The organism is Endozoicomonas sp. ALD068, assembly GCF_049310145.1.
Classification (GTDB): domain Bacteria; phylum Pseudomonadota; class Gammaproteobacteria; order Pseudomonadales; family Endozoicomonadaceae; genus Endozoicomonas_A.
The window spans coordinates 5,804,945-5,824,883 of sequence record NZ_JBLYNU010000004.1; the positions used below are offsets into that span (position 1 = coordinate 5,804,945).

Genomic DNA, 19,939 nt, shown 5'->3' on the forward strand with positions numbered 1-19,939 from the left:
GCATTAGAACGAGAAACCTTCTTCCCGGTGAATTTTACCCGTTGCAACCTTTGGTTTTTGACAGAAATATGCACTTATCCTGTTATTGGTCTACTTTGCGTGAACAGAAATAAAAAGTGTATGGACAAAATGTTGAAAAAAATACTTCCTGCGGTGCTTCTTTTGCTGCTCCCGATGTCCGTCGTTTGCGGGGCCGAGGAGCTGGTAAGACATTTTGTTGTCGAGCTTGCAGAGGATCAGGATACAGATCGTTTTTTTTCTATTAAGCCTAACCTGAATTCATTGTCAGGCAGCTCATCAGGTATTGATGACACAAACGGCCTCACAGACTCGGGTTTACTGGCTGATTTCACACCTGGTGGGCTTAACGGTTACGGGTTAGCAGCCACCTTTACCGAGTCAATTTCATGGCAATTGTTTTACGCCACTCAACTGCTGGTCGCCTGCGGACTGGCTCTCACCATCCATGAAGCTCACCTGGGCTCCAAACCTTATTCGTGGCTAGCTGAAGAAGCACTTATCACCGTTGGCTGGCTTTTGAAAAGTTTTTGGGACCCTGATTCATTGTTGTTCAAGCCAACAGATCAACCGGAGGCAATTTCTATTTCGACACAGAGAGATCATCCGTTTGCGATCACCACCATGGTGCTGCCCGGGCAGTGTGAACAAAAAAATGACCCGGCAAACCAGCCATCAGCATCATCCGGTCAGCAGGCCTCAGGAACAACTAACCAACCTGGAGCTTCTTTCATCAGCCCTCTGGATTTCGGCTCTGGCGACGGTAACGGAGACCCTGAACAACAACACCAACATACTTACGGTTTAGATTGTTACGCTGGTTCCTGTCATGGTGTTTGTCAGTTACGACCACCATCCGATGGCAGTGAGCTGGCTGAATCAGGCGATGATGAGTGCCCTATATGCCTTCAAAAGTTCACTGATTTGTATGTTGTTTCCTGTTGTTCGAAGAAAATTGACAAACACTGTTTGCGAAGGATATTTCAGACCACTCGGCGATCATTAATAAAAGCCTGCCCATTTTGCAGAGCAGACATGAGTTCTACAGCACAATTAGTGGATTTTGCAGAAAGCGAAGAGGTACAGCAGGACTTACCAGGTTCTTATAACGAGCCCCAGCCCCCTTTTACCATTTCCACACAGGCGGCTTATTTCGCTGCCACATCAATAGCAGGGGGGCACCTGACCTGTGGCTTGGCCACAATCAACGAAGATGGCATGGTGCGGCCATGCAGGGCGGTCTTCATGAATGCCTCAGCCCTGTTGGCTCACGCAAGGCTAGATCACACCCAAGTGCGAACCTGCCCCGAGTGCCAGATGACCCTGCCAAGCGCTCAAGCCCTGAGGGACCACAGGAGAAGAGATCACTCCGGTCAGCAAACCTGCCCTGAGTGCCAGAAGATCCTGCCAAACGCTCAAGCCCTGACGGTGCACAAGAGAAGAGTTCACACCGGAGAGCCCTGCTCTGAGTGCCGGAAGATCCTACCAAACGCTCAAGCCCTGTCGGACCACAAAAGAAGAAAACACAGCAGGTAACCAATGGTAAGAGAGGGCGGGCAGACGCGGTCATGCGAATATTTACCCGTTGCAACCTTTGGTTTTTGACAGAAATATGCACTTATTCTGTTGCTGGTCTAATTTGCGCGTACAGAAATAAAAAGTGTAAGGACGTAATGGTGAAAAAAACACTTCCTGCGGTGCTTCTTTTGCTGCTCCCGTTGTCCGTCGTTTGCGGGGCCGAGGAGTTGGTAAGACCTTTTGTTGCCGAGCTTGCAAAGGATCAGGATACAGACCAGGTCTTTTCTTCAAAGCGCAACCTGAATACGTTATTGGACAGCTCGTTAGACATTGACGACACAAACAGCTACACAGACCCGAGTTTACTGGCTGATGCCACATCAGGTGAACTTAACGGTTACGGGTTAGCAACAACCTGTATTGAGACGATTTCCTGGCAGTTGCTATACGCCACTCAACTGCTGGTTGCCTACGGACTGGCTCTGATCACCCATGAAGCCCCACCGGGCTCCAAACCTGATTCGCGGCTACCTGAAGAAGCACTCATCACCGTCGGCATGCTTTTAAAAAGCTATTGGAACCCTGAATCATTACTGTTCAACCCGGCAGATGAACCGGAGGCGGCATCTATTTCGACACAAGAGGATTATCCGTTTGCAATCACGACTATGGTACTTCCCGGAAAGAGTCAAAAAGAAAATGGCCAACAAAGCCAGGCGTCAGCATCCTCCGGTCAGCAGGCCTCAGGAAAAATCACCCGCCTTAGACGCTTTTTCGCCAAGCGCCTGTCTCGACGTCGCGACGGTAAAGAAGACCCTGAACAACCCCAACATACTTATGGTTTAGATTGTTACGTCGATTCCTGTAATGGCGTTTGTCGATTCCGGCCACCACCCTCTGGCGGAGAGATGGCGCAAGCCGTTGAGAATTGTCCCGTATGCCTGGACAAGCTTACTGATGTGATTGCAACTCCCTGTTGTTCGCAGAAAATTGACAAACACTGTTTACAAAAGGTAATTCTGAGCACTTCACAATGTTCCTGCCCACTTTGCAGAGGGAACCTGTCTTCATTAGCGCAATTACCGGATTTCAGATCATGCTCAGAGGTACAAAGGGACTACAACGAGCTCACGACTGTCAGCTCCTCACAAACGGACTCTTCCGTTAACACTACCCAGCATAATAGGCACAATTTGGGGCCTGCCTGTTTCGTCGATTCCTGTAATGGCGGAATTTGTCGACGCCTGCCACCATACCATCGGAGAAGGGTGGCTGAAGAAGTAGCTCGTCCCATTGCCCCAGCGATCTTTTTCGTTGGCACTACGCAGCATAATTTGCATACTTTGGGTTCTAACTGTCCCGTCTATCCCTGTTATGGCATTTGTCGACTCCTGCCACCATACCGTTTTGAAACAGAAGGTCGGGCCAGTTCCTCACAGAGGGCCTCTTTCGCTGCCATAACAAGAACATGCGGGCGACTAATCTGTCGTGTGACCAGAATCGACGAAGATGGCCAGTGGCAGTTATGCGGGCGGCTCTTCAGGAATGTCGTGGTCCTGGTGGCTCATAGAGAAGATCACGCTGGAGAGCGAACCTGCTCTGAGTGCGAGAAGCTAAGCGGGAGAACTCTTTGGGATCATGTAAGAAGAGATCACAGCAGGTAACGAGTGGTGGGAGAGGGTGGCCAGCCGTGGGAACGGGGTTTGCGACCCTCTCGTTTAATCACTGGACCAGCTTTTCCTCAATCTTGTCCATCAACCTGTCACCAATGCTAATACCAAACTGGTCGTCCAGCTGTCGTATACAGGTGGGTGAAGTGACATTGATTTCGGTCAGATATTCTCCGATAACATCCAACCCCACGAACAGCAGACCTTTCTCTTTCAATACTGGCGCCACCTGCTCTGCGATCCAGTAATCTTTTTCGGTCAGCTTCTGGCCCACACCACTGCCGCCCGCGGCAAGGTTGCCACGCAGTTCACCTTCAGCCGGGATACGTGCCAGAGCGTAAGGTACCGGTTCGCCGTCGATCAATAGAATGCGTTTGTCGCCTGCCTTGATCTCGGGAATGTATTTTTGGATCATGGCCTGTTGTTGCCCGTGTTGGGTCAGGGTTTCAACAATCACACTGAAGTTCTGATCATTCGGGTGAGTTCTGAAAATAGACGACCCTCCCATACCATCCAGCGGTTTGAGAACCACATCGCCGTGTTTTTCGGCAAAAGCTTTCAAGTGTCGTGCACTGCGGGCCACCATGACCGGGGGTGTACACTGGGGGAACAGGGTGGCAAACATTTTTTCGTTGCAGTCACGAATACTCTGGGGTTTGTTGACCACCAGTGTGCCAGCGGCCTCAGCCTGTTCAAGCAGATAGGTGCTGTAAATAAACTCCATGTCAAAAGGAGGATCTTTACGCATCAGAATCACGTTCAGAGTGCTCAGCGGCTGCTCTTCCCGATCTCCCAGAGAATAAAAGTCATCCGGATTGTAGCGGGCCTGCAAGGAGCGCATACTGCCATAGGCGACACCCTCTGACTGATACAGGTCTTCCTGCTGCATATAGAACAGCTCCCAGCCTTTTTTTTGTGCTGCGACCAGCATCGCCAGAGTACTGTCCTTTTTGTATTCGATGGACTCAATAGGGTCCATCACGACGCCGAGTTTTATAGTCATTGCAAGTCCGGGGCGATCAAAAACCGCAGTGTATCCTTAATTGAGTCCTTCATCTATTTTGCAGGTGCGGTCAGGCTCCCAGAGCCTCTCCCATCCTGATCTTCGATCCGGCTTCGAAGGATTCAAGCCAGTCAACCTGATCTTTGCCAAAGAGCACAATGGCAGTAGAGCCCATCTTGAATCGGCCCATCTCATCACCCCGTTTCAAGGAGACCTGTTCTGCCGAGTCTTCGCCGTACTCAAAGGTACGAACTTTTTTTCTGATGGGGGTCACCAGTCCGGCCCAGACGGTTTCAATACTGGCAACAATCATGGCACCGACCATGATAACAGCCATCGGTCCGCGCTCAGTATCAAAAATAGCCACGACACGTTCATTTCGGGCAAACAGGTTTGGAATGTTTTCAACAGTGCCCTGATTCACCGAAAACAAACGACCCGGAACGTGGATCATTTTTCGCAGAGTGCCACCGAAAGGTGAATGAACACGGTGGTAATCACGGGGAGAAAGGTAGATCGTGGCGAACTTTCCACCCATGAATTCCTGGCCCAGATCACTGTCCCCGCCCAGCAGTTCAATCAGGCTATAGTCGTGCCCTTTGGCCTGGAAAATCCTGCCATTTTCGATGTCGCCGAGCTGGCTGACTTCGCCGTCAGCGGGGCTGACGATCAGACTTTCGTCTTCAGGCAGGGGACGCAACCCCGGTTTCAGGGAACGGGTGAAGAAATCGTTAAAGTGAAGGTATTCTTCAGGGGTTTCGCGATCAGCCTCGCTCATATCAACATCATATTGTTTGATGATGCGGCGGATCAGCGCATTCTTGAACCTGGGGCAGGTGCTCTCAACAAAGCAGTATACCGCCCGTGAAATAAGGTGGTGCGGCAGAAAATATTGGATAAAGGCAAAAAATTGTTCTTTCACAGTCAGGACTCATCCTGTTTTTAAGAGCATTGGATTGTAATGGTGAGAGCAGGGGCTCACAAGTAGACGCTGAGTAGACAGAAACGGCACTGCTTAAGATTAAACAGTGCCATTATTCCTCAGGTTTCGACGGGGGTATCGGGCAGATTGCCCCACTCTGACCAGGAGCCATCGTAAGCTTTGATAGACAGGCCCAGAGACTTGCCCACCAGATAGGTAAAGCCCGAGCGATGATGGCTCTGACAATGGGTAATGACGTTTTTGTCCCGGGTAATGCCCAGCTGTTCAAGAATATCGGCGATGTCGTTGCGAATTCTGAGGTTACGGTCATGATCCATGGCCAGTGTCCATTCAAGGTTTACGGCACCCGGAATGTGCCCCCCTTTTTGTGAGAAGCGTTTTTCACCGCGATATTCATCAACTGATCGGGCATCCCAGATCACAGTGTTTGAGTCTTCCAGTGAATTCATGATGAGCTCTTTGTTGGCAATCACAGAGTCATCAATCTTCAGATCAACTTGTGTCGGTTCAGGGCGGTTAATGGTGCTTTCGGTGGGATGACCTTCTTTCAGCCAGACGTGTGCACCACCGTTCAGGTAGCTGTATTTCTTGTGTCCGATCACATCCAGCGTCCAGATGAAACGGCCTGCCCAGCCACCGCCTTCGTCATCATAAACAACAATGTGTTTGTTTTTGCTGTAGCCAATGTTGGAGAGCATCTGGTTCAGCTGTTTAACGGCAGGAAGTTTGCCCGCTGCCGGTTTTTCACCGGAAACCATGCTCTGTGGAGCAATGCTAAGGGCACCGGGAATATGGGAGTGGTTGTACAGTTGCGGGTTGCAAAGGTCTACTATCAGCAGGTCTTCGTGCCCCAGCAGAGGTTCCAGCTGATCAGCTTCAAGGATCAGTGGCAGATCGTCTATTGAGTTCATTGTACTTCTTCATTCATGGCTGATGAGAAAAAGGCGATAGCCTATGCTAACACGGACCCGTCAGAGGTCCAGAGAGTCGACAATCTGTTTATAGCTGAACATTCGTTCTTCCAGAATTTCGCCATCTTCCAGAGCCTGCTTCAAGGCACAACCCGGTTCCTTCTCATGTTGACAGTCTCGGAATCGGCAATGACCAAGGTAGGGTCTGAATTCCCTGAAACCTTCAAGAACCGACTGGGCATCAATATGCCAGAGGCCAAATTCCCGAATGCCGGGTGAGTCAATCAACATGCCACCTGCGGGGAAATGGAAGAGCTTTGCGGCAGTGGTTGTATGCATGCCTTTGCCGGTGGCTTCGGAAAGGTCACCGACACGGATATCAACACCGGGTAAGAGTGCATTAACCAGGGAGGACTTTCCCACACCACTCTGTCCAACAAAGACACTGACATGCTCATCAAGCAGAGCCTTGAGAGGCACCAGTCCATCTTCTGAGCGGGTAGAAGCCCGCAGGACCTGATAACCAATGTCTTCATAAACCGCCAGCATATCGTCCATCAGTTCCATGCCTTCTTCATCCAGCAGGTCGATTTTGTTCAGCAAAAGAACCGGTTCAATGCCAACCGTCTCGGCAGCAACCAGATAGCGGTCAATCAGATTGGTATGAGGAATGGGCACAGGCGCTATGACCAGCACGATATAGTCAATATTGGCGGCAACGGGTTTGATTCGACCATGGTTGTCAGGCCGGGTGAGCAGGCTGGTGCGATCTTCGAGGGCGACCACCACCCCGGTTTCGTCTTTCAGGGACGGACGCCATACCACCTGGTCTCCGGTGACCAGGGGTGGGAGGTTGGTCCGCAGGTGGCATCGACGAACAGCACCGGTTTGGCCCCATGGCTCGATATCCAGGGTTGCACCATAGTGGGCAATGATCAGACCTTGTTGTTCAGGCCCCAGGTTATCGTCCTGTATTTTTTGCTCAATAAGCTGTTCTCGCTTCCGGGCCCGGGCAATGCGTTCCTGCTGGACTTTCTCTATGCGCCATTTCTGTTTGCGCGTTAGTTTGCGCTTACTCATGGTTTACTCAAGGTTTTACCTGGTCTGCTGGATAGATTCTGGCTTTTCATGGCAATGGCCAGAAATAGCCTTTGTCTCGCTGATGCCCACATCTTTAAGTGGATAGACAGAAGGTGTCAATCGATACTGAGCTACAGAGCGGTCAGAAGGAAGCGAGTGTAGGTTTCACGGAGAGATTATGATCGGTTAGACTAAATAAGTCAGCCATGGCTTTCTTCATTTGCCGATATTTTTTGTGAAAATGTTACAGAATCGGTTTCAGGGCTATTTCAAACCTTTGAATTCAAGCCGTATTCATTGTTGGGCTGGCACATCTTTCTAAAGGAAATCGGGTGCTTGATGGCTAAAGCAGATAATCTTGTCTGGATCGACCTGGAAATGACGGGACTTGATCCCGAACACGACCAAATTCTGGAAATTGCGACCATTGTTACAGATGATCAGCTGAATTTTATTGCTGAAGGCCCCGTGATAGCGGTGCATCAAAGTGATGCAGTCCTTGCGAATATGAATGAGTGGTGTATCAAAACCCACGGTGAAACGGGGTTGACCCAAAGAGTCCGTGAAAGCCAGATCAGTCTGACTGAGGCCGAGCAAATGACTCTGGCCTTTCTCAGACAGTACTCCAAGGTCGGTGCATCACCCATGTGCGGGAACAGCATTGGTCAGGATCGCCGCTTTCTGAACTGCTACATGAAAGAACTTCATGAGTTTTTCCATTACCGTAATATTGATGTCAGTACGTTAAAAGAGCTGGCAAGAAGGTGGCAGCCTGAGCTGCTTGATCAATTTAGCAAAAAAGGCACTCATCTGGCGCTGGAAGATATTCGTGAATCCATAGAAGAACTCCGTTTCTACCGCCAACACTTTATTCAATCCTGATCAGTTAATCAGAACAGTGGCTCTTAACAGTGGCTCTCAAAAAGAGCGGCTGTTCTTTTTCGTTATTGCAGCAAAGACCTGATAGCTTCAGTCAGACATATTGGTTAAGCTGCCCACCTCGCCAAGTCTTCAGCCCGGTTCTGCTGAATGACGCCAACCGGGAATGTTTCATGAGTTTTGACTCGCTGGGGTTATCAGCTCCCATCCTCCAAGCTGTCACAGAGCAAGGTTATGATGCCCCTTCGCCTATTCAGTCTCAGGCTATCCCTGCCGTACTTGAAGGCCATGACGTCATGGCAGCGGCCCAGACAGGTACCGGTAAAACGGCAGGCTTTACGTTGCCCATACTGGAGAAGCTGGCAAAAGGACCTCGTGTCCAGGCCAATCAGGTGCGGGCGTTAATTCTGACGCCGACCCGTGAGCTGGCCGCTCAGGTAGCTGAAAGTGTGGAAACCTATAGTCGCCACCTTCCTCTTCGCTCAACCGTGGTATTTGGGGGCGTCAAGATCAATCCCCAGATGATGAAATTGAGAAGAGGCGTGGATGTGTTGGTGGCAACGCCAGGCAGGCTACTGGACCTGTTCAACCAGAATGCTGTGAAGTTCAAACAGCTGGAGGTGCTGGTGTTGGACGAAGCCGACCGTATGCTGGACATGGGCTTTATTCGTGACATTCGCAAGATTCTGGCAATCCTTCCCAAAAGCAGGCAGAGCTTACTGTTTTCAGCGACTTTCTCCGATGAGATCCGAAATCTGGCAAAAGGTCTGGTGCGTTCGCCGGTAGAGATTTCGGTCACACCGGGAAATGCCGCCGCTAAAACCGTAGACCAGTGTGTTTACCCTGTGGACAAAAACAAGAAAGCCGCACTGCTGACTCAGTTGATCACAGAGAATGACTGGCGTCAGGTGCTGGTATTTACCCGAACAAAACACGGTGCCAACCGGCTGACACGGCATCTTGAGGGCAAGGGGGTCCAGGCCGCAGCTATTCACGGCAACAAAAGCCAGAATGTCCGGACAAAAGCACTGGCTGAGTTCAAAAGCGGTGAAATTCGGGTTCTGGTAGCCACTGATATTGCTGCACGTGGGCTGGATATTGATCAGTTGCCGCAGGTTGTTAACTTTGATCTTCCCAACGTTGCCGAAGACTATGTTCATCGGATCGGCAGAACAGGCAGGGCCGGTGCGACCGGACAGGCAGTGTCTCTGGTGTGTGCTGACGAATTCAAACAACTGGTGGCAATTGAGAGGTTAACCCGTCAGCTGATTGATCGACAGGAAATTCCGGGGTTCAAGCCTGTGAATGCACTGCCAGAATCCAGACTGGATACCCGCCCTCCCAGGCGCAAAAAACCCAAAAAGCCAAAGCAACCCAGGGTAGAGCATCAGGATGGTCAGCGCTCGGGAGAGGTTTCCAGAGGCCATAAACCCAATACGTCTGTCAGACGTAAACAAAGGGAAACTAGAGAGGCGCCCGGAAAGCCAAGGCGAAGAACACCCGAATCCAGGGCCGTATAAATTTTTAATTAATTCCTTAAACAGGTGACTGGGAAATATGCTGGTGACGTATCAGCCACTGTCCGGAATGATTTTCCAGAAAAATCGTAACCCTGATATGAGCACCTTCGGAACCTTTCACGGGTAGCATCATGCAGAGACAGGCGGCTTCGCCAAAGTGATAGACAACCGGTTCTGCTGCAAATTCTGCTGAGAAAGATTCACCGGCATTAAAATAATCTGTGAACCGCTGTCTCAATGCTTCCCGTTCATTCAAATTGACATGCAGTCCGAAGCTGTGGGGCTCGTCGTCTGTGACAAACAGCGACATGATGCCACGGACGTCTTTAGTCTGAATGTAATGGTCGTATTGTTTGACAATATGAAGAAAGGGCGTGAGTGAATCACCCGATAACTTGACAGACATGATCAATAACCTCGGGAATCTGCGTCTCAGTAGCTCCTAAGGGTAGTCCATGCACAGATTTAATCTTGAGCATTTGGGTTGTGTTGTTTAAGTGCCCATTGCACATGTTCTTTTACCAGTTCCGAGGGGTAGTTCTGGCGCTGATGAAGTGCTGACATGACTTTATCCGTTGTGGGGGCGTTGCCTAAACCTACTGCCAGATTCCGTAACCAGCATTCAAAGCCCGCACGTCGGATCGGTGAGCCTGCGGTGCGCTCCAGAAATTCTTCTTCTGTCCACAGAAAAAGATCCGCCAGATCACTGTTATCCAGATGGTGACGAGGCTGAAAGTCAGTTTCCTGTGTGTGTCTGGCAAATCGATTCCAGGGGCAGGTAAGCTGACAGTCATCACAGCCAAAAATTCGGTTACCCATTTTGCTGCGAAGCTCTTCGGGTATGGGGCCACTGTTTTCAATAGTCAGATAGGAAATGCACTTTCTGGCATCCACTTTGTAGGGCTCGACAATCGCCTGGGTAGGGCAAACATCCATGCAGGCGGTGCAGCGGCCGCAATGGTTCTTCTCATAAGGTTCGTCCGTGGGCAGAGGTAAATTAGTAAAGAGTTCTCCCAGGAAAAAGAAAGAACCTGCCTTACGGTTGATAATCAGTGAGTGTTTGCCCATCCAGCCCAGACCCGCCTGCTGGGCGAGAGGTCTTTCCATCACGGGAGCACTGTCAACAAATGCCCTATAACCGTGGTTCGGGGCCACTGCTTCTATTTTCTTTCCGAGTTGGGTTAAGCGTTTGCGAATCAGCTTGTGGTAATCACGTCCCAGGGCATAACGGGAAACATAGGCTTTTTCCGGTTCATTAAGAATCTTGATGGTTTCGGTTTCTGCGGGCAGATAATCCATTCTGGCGGAGATAACCCGGATGACACCTTCATGAAGCTTTTCAGGATGGCACCTGAGCTCCTTGTGTCGCTCCATGTACGCCAGATCACCGTGGAGTCCCTGATCCAGCCACTGCTGAAACTGTTTTTTGTCCCGCTCCGGGATTCGGGCTTCTGTAATACCCACATGCTGGAAGCCTAAATGTCTGGCCCAAAGACGAATATCGTCAGCCAGCTTTTGATAATCAGGGCTTTCAGAAGAGTCGTTGGAGATAGACACGTTGATCAGTTGCTGCCAGGAAAAAATCTGAGATTGTAGACGAGCATTCTAACACACCCCTTGTCGAGAATAATGGTAAACCCCCAAAAGCGTAATCCTGAGCTACTTCTTAGACGGAATCGAAGCTGTTTAGCTGTCGATATTAAGGTAATCTATCAAGGTAGGAGTGAGTGCTTATGTACGATAGCGATCGAGTTGGCATCTTTGACCGGCTTTATACTGCAGAACAAGTTCGCCGGCTTGATGATGTAGCAATCAATGATTTTCAGATCAATGGCTTTGAGCTGATGAACCGGGCTGCCCGTGCGGCTTTTCGCTCTCTGATGAACCATTGGCCAGACCTTCTTCTTGGCAATCGGCTTCAGGTCTTCTGCGGTGGCGGGAATAATGGTGGAGATGGTTATCTGGTGGCCATGCTGGCGGCTAAGCGGGGGATTTCGGTTTCAGTGAATTTCCTCTCTTCTCCGGAAAAACTGTCAGGAGATGCCCTGTCAGCCTATAAAGCCTGTATCGCAGAGGGTGTTGATGTTGAACCTTATACACCCCAGACGCTACTGTCCGGTGACGTATTCGTCGATGCCCTGCTGGGAACGGGGCTGGGAAGAGACGTTGAGGGTCGCTATCGAGACGTTGTCATTCGCATCAATGAATCGGGTCGACCTGTTCTTGCTGTTGATATTCCATCCGGTCTTTGTGCTGACAAAGGCATCGCTATGGGCGTTGCCATAAAGGCAGATGTAACGGTGACATTCATAGGTATGAAGCTGGGGTTGCTTTCAGGCAGGGGAAAAGAGCTGTCCGGGCAGGTTGAGTTTGCTGATCTGGGTATGCCGGGGGAGGTTTATGAAGCCGTGCCGAATGAAGCTCTGAGGTTGTCAGAAAACAGACTGAGTCGCTGGCTTCAGCCCAGAGCCAGAGATTTACATAAAGGCGACAATGGCCATGTTATGGTGGTGGCCGGGAACCATGGTATGCCCGGTGCTGCCATTATGTCGGCAGAAGCTGCATTATATTGTGGTGCTGGTCGGGTCACAGTGGCTACCCGTCAGGAACATCTTTTGGCTCTGGCATCCCGGCGTCCCGAGTTGATGGCCTCAGCCGTTTCGGGTGCAGAAGATCTTCGCGTGCTCCTGGAAGGGAAAAATCTGCTGGTTGTGGGACCCGGTCTGGGAAAAGATTCATGGGCCCGCGAGCTCCTTGCTGAAGTGCTGAAAGCTGAGTGTCCTGCGGTAATCGATGCCGATGGTCTCAATATCATTTCGGAAGATCCGGCGTTGCTTAAACGTCGAAAGTACCCGATGATTCTCACACCCCATTCCGGCGAAGCGGCGAGACTGCTGGAAACTCAAACTTCAACCATTAATGGCGACCGGGTTAAAGCTGCAAAAGAACTCTTTAACCGTTTCGGTGCAGTGGTCGTGTTAAAGGGGGCCGGCACGCTTGTATACGACGGAAAAATCCTGAATCTGTGCCCGGATGGTAATCCGGGTATGGCTGTGGCGGGTATGGGGGATGTACTCAGCGGTGTGATTGCCGCACTGGCAGCTCAGGGCTTAGAGACCCATAATGCAGCAGCTTTGGGGGTCTGGCTGCATGCGACAGGTGCAGACCATCTGGCGGGGCTGCAAGGCGAACGAGGGATGCTGGCACTGGAAACTCTCCCTCACATAAGAAGTCAGCTGAATAAAATTGCAAAACAGCCTTGAGCTATTGAGACAGCCTTGAGCTATGGACACAACAAATAATGAACGGGTGCCCATACCCGTTCCCGTAAAGATAATAGTGAGTGTATGGAAGGCAGGATTGAGCTGCTGATTGATAATGAGCAGGAAATGGTTCAGCTTGGCAACAAGCTGGCTGAAGTAAGCAGTGGTCATGCCGTCATTTATCTGGTCGGAAACCTGGGAGCCGGAAAGACCACTTTATGCCGGGGTATTCTGCATAGCCTTGGTCATCAGGGGGCGGTGAAAAGCCCGACTTATACCCTGGTGGAGCCCTACTCAGTTGACGGTCAGCAGGTCTATCATTTTGACCTTTATCGACTGGCTGATCCTGAAGAGCTTGAGTTCATCGGGGGGCGGGATTATTTTGAAGAAGACTGTCTGTGTCTGATCGAGTGGCCCTGCAAAGGTGAGGGAGCTCTGCCGGATGCCGATCTGGAAGTACAACTGGATTACAACCTGCCCGGACGCAAGGCTCTCATCAAAGCGGGAACCGAACGTGGGCTGGGTATGTTGAGAAAACTGCAGGGACGGCAGGAGGGAGAATGTCGTCGAGGATAAGGAAGTTCTTTTTTGCTGCTCTGTTGCTATTGCCTCTGCCATTGTTTGCAGCCCAGGTTGACGATGTCCGTGTCTGGCGATCGCCTGATAAGACCCGTCTGGTATTTGATGTCTCCAGTGAAGTGGCTCACTCGCAATTTTTTCTGGACAACCCTCGAAGACTGGTGCTGGATATTCGTGGCACCCGGAAGCCTAAAAGTTCAGTCAATCCCCGTCTTGGCTCGACCCCTATCAGCAAGATTCGTTATGGGGTTCGAAACAAGAAAGATTTGCGGATTGTTCTGGATCTGAGAAATAAGGTCACCAGTAAAAGCTTCCTGCTTAAACCCAATGCCACATACGGCTATCGTCTGGTGGTAGATCTCTTTGATGATCGGACAAAAACAGCAGAACCGGTCAAAGAGCCCATTAAAACATCCTCCAAAAGAGATATTGTTGTGGCGATTGATGCCGGCCACGGTGGCGAAGATCCGGGCGCACTGGCCTATGGAGGAGGGCATGAAAAGGTCGTCACGCTGAACATTTCCAAAGACCTCGCCGCTCTGTTGAACAAAGAACCCGGCTTCAAGCCTGTTCTGGTAAGAACCGGAGACTACTATATCCCCCTGCGTGAACGTGCCGCTATTGCTCGTAAAGCAGGAGCTGATCTGTTCATTTCCATTCATGCCGACGCTTTTACGGACCCCCGTGCGAATGGCGCCTCGGTGTATGCCCTGTCCAGGGGGGGAGCAACATCAGAGACTGCCCGCTGGCTGGCTCACAGAGCAAACTCGTCAGATCTGATTGGCGGTGAAGGGGGCATATCCCTGAGTGACAAAGACGATATTCTGGCGGGTGTTTTGTTGGATTTGTCCATGACCTCAACACTGTCTTCGAGTCTGGAAGTCGGTGACAGGGTGCTGAAGAATATCGGTACGATCAACAGGCTGCATAAAGAACAGGTGGAGCAAGCTGCTTTTGCTGTTCTGAAGTCTCCCGATATTCCCTCTATTCTGGTGGAAACAGGCTTTATCTCCAATCCCAAAGAAGGGCGTAAACTGAAAACCCGAAGTCATCAACGTGCTATGGCCCGACAGATATTCAAAGGCGTGAAAGGCTACTTTGTTGAGAAGCCACCGCCCGGTACTCTGATCTCCAGGCTCAAGACTGAGGGTAAAATAGAGACTCGTCCAGACCAGTATGTGATCCAGGCCGGTGATACCCTGTCAGAGATTGCCAGTCGCTTTGATATCAGTCTGAGCTCTTTGAAAACAGCCAATAATATCAGCCGGTCAGACAGGATCAGAACCGGACAGATGTTGGTGATTCCCAACTAAAAGACACCTGAAGATACCGTCAGTAATGCTGACAGGCTGGTCAGTCTGTTCCCGGGTTTTTTCCTGTAAAGTGCCATTGTGTGGAAAATCCAGGGAGGATCCGGTTATGCATCTGAGGGCTTCAGTTAACTTATTACCCACCCATCTGAATCAGGCATCAACCGATGAGCTGTCGGCTTATGGTTGTCAGGACAACCCTCTCAATGAGAATAACCGGGTCAACCGGTCCGGACATCGGATTTTCAGCGATACCTTCACCAGGCTCGATAGCCGGACCATTGCACAGTTTGAAAGTCTGACGCTTTCTTCCCCTGACCTTGAAGAGCCTGAAGACGATCTGTCAGATTTACTGCAATCCTATGAGGTGATTTCAGAGTACCCTGAGATAGATTCAGCCCTCAGGATCATATCTGGACTGGCTGTCCCATCTTCAGCCCGGCCTGTTTCTGTCATGTCTGAACATCACTTGGTTTTAAGGCCGCGTTTATTAGTACCTGAGCAGGTCTGGAAGCAGAAAGAAATACAAAAGGAACCTGAAGCTCAGAAACAACAGGGCAGTTTGGCAGAAGAGACGGAAACCCCGGCAGAGCAGACAACAGAACAAAGAGAGCCGAAAGAAACTCCGGTGATTGATGTGCTGACCGGTCTGCCCGCAGAAGAGCTTGAAAATAAAGTCTGGGAGTTTCTGGTCAAAGTTGTCGGTATTGCCTCCCCCGCAGGCAAAACCATTAAGGGGGCCGCAACCCTTGTCGTCTCAAAGGAGAAAATAGAGAAGCTTCAGACAGGGCTTAAGAATATCCTGAAAGGTCAGGTTCATTATGAAGTCAGTGAAAACATAGGACGTCGTATGCTTCAGCTGTCAAAGGTTTGTGGTTCTACCAGTCCATCACTGCCAGTACTGACTCTGTTGGGGTACACCATTCCGGGCTACCGGATTGTACCGGCCATGCTGACACTCTGGCGACTCAAGGATTTCAGGGATGAGATGGCTGCGTTGTACTACGACCAGAATGCCATGCCTGCGTTGACGGACTTTACCTTGAGCTGGATGCCAGCTTTATTATCCAGTCTCTTCTAACGACTTGGCAAAAGTCGATAGAGGCTGATAGTCTTTCTGGCAATAAAACCGGACTGACTGACCTGCCTTTTATGAAACCTATTCGTTTACTCGATACCCGACTTGCTAACCAGATTGCTGCCGGTGAGGTGGTTGAACGTCCCGCATCGGTTGTTAAAGAACTGTTGGAAAACAGTCTTGATGCCGGTGCCAAACGAGTGAATGTCGAGGTAGAAAATGGTGGTGTCAAATTGATCCGTATTCGTGATGACGGACATGGCATTGCCAAAGATGATCTGGCACTGGCTCTGTCGCGACACGCCACCAGCAAGATTTCTGAACTGGAAGATCTGGAAGGTGTCGGGACTCTGGGCTTTCGTGGTGAAGCCCTTGCTTCGGTCAGCTCGGTTTCACGCTTAACATTAACGTCACATGTTGATGGTCAGGAGTCTGGCTGGCAGGTTCGTACCGAAGGGCGTGACATGGAGGCTATTGTTAATCCGGCACCTCACCCCGTGGGTACGACGATTGAAGTCAAGGATCTGTTTTTTAATACCCCTGCAAGGCGTAAATTCCTGCGCACGGAAAAAACCGAGTTTTCCCATCTTGAAGAAGTCGTGAAGCGTCTGGCCCTGTCCCGGTTTGATGTTGGGTTTGGTCTCAGACATAACCAGCGCAGTATTCATCAGCTAAGACCCTGTAACACTCAGGCTGAGAAAGATCGCCGGGTGGCTTCCCTGTGTGGTCCGAAGTTTATTGAAAACTCGGTGATTGTTGATGTTAATGTTTCCGGGCTCAAGCTTTGGGGCTGGGTAGGATTGCCAACGTTTTCCCGTTCCAGTGCTGATCTTCAATACTTCTTCGTCAATGGCCGGGTGATCAGGGATAAACTGGTCGCACACGCTGTTCGTCAGGCCTATCGCGATGTTCTCTATGGCGGCAGGCATCCAACCTTTGTCTTGTATCTTGAGCTTGATCCGGCGCTGGTGGATGTCAACGTTCACCCCACCAAGCATGAGGTTCGATTCAGGGATGGTCGAACCGTCCATAATTTTCTGTTCAGTACCCTGCATCGTGCTCTGGGAGAGGTGTCTCCAGAAGATCAGTTGCCACCAGCCGCTCTCTCTTCACAACCCCAGGCCCGGGCTTCAGGTGTTGAAGGTGGCGAGTTCAAAAGTCAGGAAAGTATGCCGCTGTCGCCAGCTCCAGCAACCGCTTCCCATTCTTATGGTGCGTCTTCCGGGCAGCCATCAGCATCGGCAGGTGCAAGACAGGCAAGAGAAACACCTCAGCCAGATCAGATTCAGAAGCAGATTCAGGTCTACAGTGAACTCTATGCTTCTGGTGCCACTGAGCGAAGCTCTGTCCAGGAAAGTCAGCCACTGGCCGTCAATGATGCGCCAGCTGCTCAGCCTGCATCTGTTAATCTGCCAGAGCAGACAGCAGATATACCCCCCTTGGGTTTTGCCATAGCGCAGCTGAAAGGTATTTATATTCTCTCTGAGAACGAGCAGGGGATGATTCTGGTGGACATGCACGCTGCTCACGAGCGCATTACTTACGAGCGGATGAAAGTTTCCTGGCATGCCGATGGTATTAAAGCCCAGCCCCTGCTGGTGCCAAAATCAATAGCTGTCAGCGATCGTGAGGCGACCTGTGCAGAAGAGAATTATGAGTACTTCAAAAAGCTTGGATTAACACTTGAGCGAATGGGGCCGGAAACGCTCCTGGTTCGACAAGTGCCGGTCATGCTTCACAACGCTGATGTTGAAAAGCTGGTTCGTGATGTTTTGTCAGATCTGATGCAGCACGGTGACAGTGATCGTGTGGAAAGTCAGATGAATGAAGTGCTGGCCACCATGGCCTGCCATGGTTCGGTAAGAGCTAACCGTCGTCTTTCCATCGAAGAAATGAACGCTCTGCTCAGGGATATGGAGCAGACGGAACGCAGTGGACAGTGTAATCACGGACGACCCACCTGGACGTTATTAACACTGGATCAGTTGGACAAACTGTTTTTACGAGGGCGTTAGGAGCCGATACTCACACAGCCGTCATTCCCGAATAAGAGCGTGTCGCAAAACGCTAACAATTCGTTCCCACGCTGGGACCCACAGGGCCTGAAAGCATGGGAACCAGAGGTCTTGCGACAGCCTCAGAAGCGGGAATCCAACATTCGTTGTACTCCTGCTTTCGAGGGGTGGCGGAATGTGAGTAAGTTAACGATATAAGGCTCAGACGCACTAGATCGACCAGGAAATACCCAGTTGCAAGGCCTGATAATCGGTCTGATGGTCATCAGCCTTGCTGAACTGGTAGCTGCCGTAAACTTCCACGTCGTTTGTCAGGCTGTGCCCTACTCTTAACTTCATTCGCCAGGCATCTTTGCTACTGATATCAGCGGGTAAATAGGCCATCCGGGGAGTTAATTTCTGTCGCAGTTGAATGGTTCTCAAGTCGTCATCATTGAGATCCTTGTTGTAGTCAATCTGAATACCAAGACGTGTTTTGTCGTTTATCGCATCCAGAAAAACACCTGCTGCGGCATTTTTGAAATCCAGCTCCTGATCACCGAATACCATAGAGGACAAGTTATTTTCGGACTCGGTAAAACCGTCGACCGATGATTTATGATAGCTGGCGGAAACAATAGGGCCTACCTTTAGCCGTCCATTGTCGTATAGTGCATAGCCTGCGTCCATGGTTAAACCATAGAGTTTGCCCGAGCTGGAGCTGCTTTCTTTGCGTGTCAAGGCACCCAGATGGAAACCACGCTTGTTGTCGTAATCGAGGTCAAGATAGTTCAATGCCGTATTGGAAAAAAACCTTTCCCCCTGATAACTGGTAAAAAGGCTGCCACCAATACTGTTGGTTTTATAGTCGGACTGCTCAGGTTTGTAGTGTGTTTCAGCGCCCTGTAAGGCGACACCCAGCTTGAATTCTTCTGTCAGTTGGTAGTGTAGGCCTGCATGGATTACGAAACCCTTATTGTCATTGGCTTTCCTGGCAACAGCGTCATAAATCTGGCTTTCTGCGCCGGCTCCGCCACCAAAGAATGACAGGGTACCCGGCTCTGCGTCTTTCCAGCGATGCAGTGCCAGCTCATTAAAAATACTGCTGTCCAATGTGGTTGAATGAGAGTCTGCGATTCTTGGCAGGCTGCCGACTTCGGTAGCCGCCCTGATGGCTGACAAAATGTAATCGCTCCCTATTTTGTGCATAGCGCTGCTGGGGTGCAGGCCATCCCAGAATATGGACTTCTGTGCAACCCCGGTGATGATGCGATCTCTATCGTCTCCGCCCATAACTGTAGCGGGATCGGGCTTTTCGCAGGGTACGCCTGTGGGAACGCCTGCAACCATACAGGTGATGTCTGCGTTTTCAGGGGAAAGATCAACAAAACCAAAGGCTGCCGGGTTATCGGATACCTCTTTCACCAGACCATACAAATTCAGATAGAAGATATTGGCAGTGGACTTCTGGAGTTCTGTGAGGACGGCATCATCAATCGATTTGCTGACCATTCTGAGTTGATCACGCGTACCAGCCAGCAAATGTTCTCCTCCCGGCGTTTCTCCAAGGTTGGGAACATTGAGCATAATGATATAACGAGCGCCATAGCTATGGAGTGCATTGGCAGTGCCTACAAGGTCCTGAGCGGCTTTCAGGGGAGTTCGTAAGTTGTTTGTCACGAATTCAACATCATTGCTACCGCCCAGAATCATGTACATGGCTTTTTTATCTGCCTGTCCATGGCTTCTCATGAAGAAACTGTCTTGCGTCTGGTTCTTGAAAAAATCCAGATTTAAAGGCACATAGGGGGTATCTGACGTGACGGATAAAAGGATTTCCTCACTGGAGTTGCCACTCACGGAAAAATTATTGCCGCCATCCATAGAGGGGCGAAAATCAAACCCCATTGTGCCGGCAATATTCTGGTTGTATAAAGTGTTGTCTGAGAACTTTAATGGAACCAACCGTCCGGCATAAGGGACTTTCAGATTGCCGGTATCTGAAATACTGTCTCCAAAACTATAAAACTGACTATAAATTTCATTAGCTTTTACAGGGGATAGCATTAAGGAAAAGGCTGCTACTGAGAGTACTTTTCGGTAAGAGGGTGATAAAAAGGGGACTGCTTTCATGATAAACCCGTGTTTCTGATCAGTTTGTGTCAGTCATTCC

The 19,939-nt window shown here is 50.3% G+C and carries 16 protein-coding genes; 9 read left to right on the forward strand and 7 right to left on the reverse strand.

From position 1 onward, the window contains the following. Nucleotides 1-129: 129 nt before the first annotated feature. Together ACO6V5_RS21570 and ACO6V5_RS21575 are read left to right on the forward strand one after the other, a co-directional pair. Complete coding sequence (locus ACO6V5_RS21570) at nucleotides 130-1,554, forward strand: RING finger protein (RefSeq protein WP_422412466.1); 1,425 nt, start codon at nucleotides 130-132, stop codon at nucleotides 1,552-1,554. Between the two features lie 137 nt (nucleotides 1,555-1,691). After that, complete coding sequence (locus tag ACO6V5_RS21575) at nucleotides 1,692-3,200, forward strand: hypothetical protein (RefSeq protein ID WP_422412468.1); 1,509 nt, start codon at nucleotides 1,692-1,694, stop codon at nucleotides 3,198-3,200. Between the two features lie 58 nt (nucleotides 3,201-3,258). Here ACO6V5_RS21575 and gshB read toward each other — a convergent pair whose 3' ends face one another. The 4 genes from gshB to rsgA all read right to left on the reverse strand — a co-directional run bounded on the left by gshB (nucleotide 3,259) and on the right by rsgA (nucleotide 7,143). Further along, nucleotides 3,259-4,209: a glutathione synthase gene (gene gshB, locus ACO6V5_RS21580; protein ID WP_422442574.1), complete on the reverse strand. Its 951-nt coding sequence runs from the start codon at nucleotides 4,207-4,209 to the stop codon at nucleotides 3,259-3,261. Nucleotides 4,210-4,279: 70 nt separating this feature from the next. After that, a complete protein-coding gene (gene asd / locus ACO6V5_RS21585) occupies nucleotides 4,280-5,131 on the reverse strand; it encodes an archaetidylserine decarboxylase (RefSeq protein ID WP_422135716.1) in 852 nt (283 codons plus the stop codon). Between the two features lie 119 nt (nucleotides 5,132-5,250). Then, nucleotides 5,251-6,063: a sulfurtransferase gene (locus ACO6V5_RS21590; protein ID WP_422135715.1), complete on the reverse strand. Its 813-nt coding sequence runs from the start codon at nucleotides 6,061-6,063 to the stop codon at nucleotides 5,251-5,253. Nucleotides 6,064-6,123: 60 nt separating this feature from the next. Next, complete coding sequence (rsgA, locus tag ACO6V5_RS21595; RefSeq protein WP_422135714.1) at nucleotides 6,124-7,143, reverse strand: small ribosomal subunit biogenesis GTPase RsgA; 1,020 nt, start codon at nucleotides 7,141-7,143, stop codon at nucleotides 6,124-6,126. Between the two features lie 339 nt (nucleotides 7,144-7,482). Here rsgA and orn point away from each other — a divergent pair, with 339 nt between their 5' ends. Beyond that, entirely contained in the window at nucleotides 7,483-8,025 is a 543-nt protein-coding gene (orn, locus tag ACO6V5_RS21600) for an oligoribonuclease (protein ID WP_422135713.1), read from the forward strand. Between the two features lie 170 nt (nucleotides 8,026-8,195). Beyond that, nucleotides 8,196-9,542, forward strand: coding sequence for a DEAD/DEAH box helicase (locus ACO6V5_RS21605; protein WP_422413598.1), 1,347 nt, complete (start codon nucleotides 8,196-8,198; stop codon nucleotides 9,540-9,542). Between the two features lie 16 nt (nucleotides 9,543-9,558). On the opposite strand, the gene ACO6V5_RS21610 is transcribed toward ACO6V5_RS21605, so the two are convergent. Together ACO6V5_RS21610 and queG are read right to left on the reverse strand one after the other, a co-directional pair. Then, nucleotides 9,559-9,948, reverse strand: a complete 390-nt coding sequence (locus ACO6V5_RS21610; protein WP_422139170.1) for a nuclear transport factor 2 family protein — start codon at nucleotides 9,946-9,948, stop codon at nucleotides 9,559-9,561. Nucleotides 9,949-10,007: 59 nt separating this feature from the next. Continuing rightward, entirely contained in the window at nucleotides 10,008-11,099 is a 1,092-nt protein-coding gene (gene queG, locus ACO6V5_RS21615; protein WP_422135710.1) for a tRNA epoxyqueuosine(34) reductase QueG, read from the reverse strand. Nucleotides 11,100-11,275: 176 nt separating this feature from the next. Between queG and ACO6V5_RS21620 the strand changes: the two genes are divergently transcribed. The 5 genes from ACO6V5_RS21620 (at nucleotide 11,276) to mutL (ending at nucleotide 17,787) form a co-directional block, all read left to right on the forward strand. Next, on the forward strand, nucleotides 11,276-12,805 hold the full coding sequence (locus ACO6V5_RS21620) for an NAD(P)H-hydrate dehydratase (protein WP_422139169.1): 1,530 nt from the start codon (nucleotides 11,276-11,278) through the stop codon (nucleotides 12,803-12,805). Nucleotides 12,806-12,889: 84 nt separating this feature from the next. Beyond that, nucleotides 12,890-13,381, forward strand: a complete 492-nt coding sequence (tsaE, locus tag ACO6V5_RS21625) for a tRNA (adenosine(37)-N6)-threonylcarbamoyltransferase complex ATPase subunit type 1 TsaE (protein ID WP_422135708.1) — start codon at nucleotides 12,890-12,892, stop codon at nucleotides 13,379-13,381. Then, a complete protein-coding gene (locus tag ACO6V5_RS21630; RefSeq protein WP_422412064.1) occupies nucleotides 13,366-14,697 on the forward strand; it encodes an N-acetylmuramoyl-L-alanine amidase in 1,332 nt (443 codons plus the stop codon). Before tsaE ends, ACO6V5_RS21630 begins: the two co-directional genes overlap by 16 nt. Before the next feature lie 106 nt (nucleotides 14,698-14,803). After that, nucleotides 14,804-15,775: a hypothetical protein gene (locus tag ACO6V5_RS21635; protein WP_422412066.1), complete on the forward strand. Its 972-nt coding sequence runs from the start codon at nucleotides 14,804-14,806 to the stop codon at nucleotides 15,773-15,775. Nucleotides 15,776-15,846: 71 nt separating this feature from the next. Next, a complete protein-coding gene (mutL, locus tag ACO6V5_RS21640) occupies nucleotides 15,847-17,787 on the forward strand; it encodes a DNA mismatch repair endonuclease MutL (RefSeq protein WP_422135705.1) in 1,941 nt (646 codons plus the stop codon). A 210-nt stretch (nucleotides 17,788-17,997) separates the two neighbouring features. On the opposite strand, the gene ACO6V5_RS21645 is transcribed toward mutL, so the two are convergent. Further along, the gene (locus ACO6V5_RS21645; protein WP_422135704.1) at nucleotides 17,998-19,833 is read right to left on the reverse strand and encodes an autotransporter domain-containing protein; all 1,836 of its coding nucleotides are present in this window, start codon (nucleotides 19,831-19,833) and stop codon (nucleotides 17,998-18,000) included. Nucleotides 19,834-19,939 lie beyond the last annotated feature (106 nt).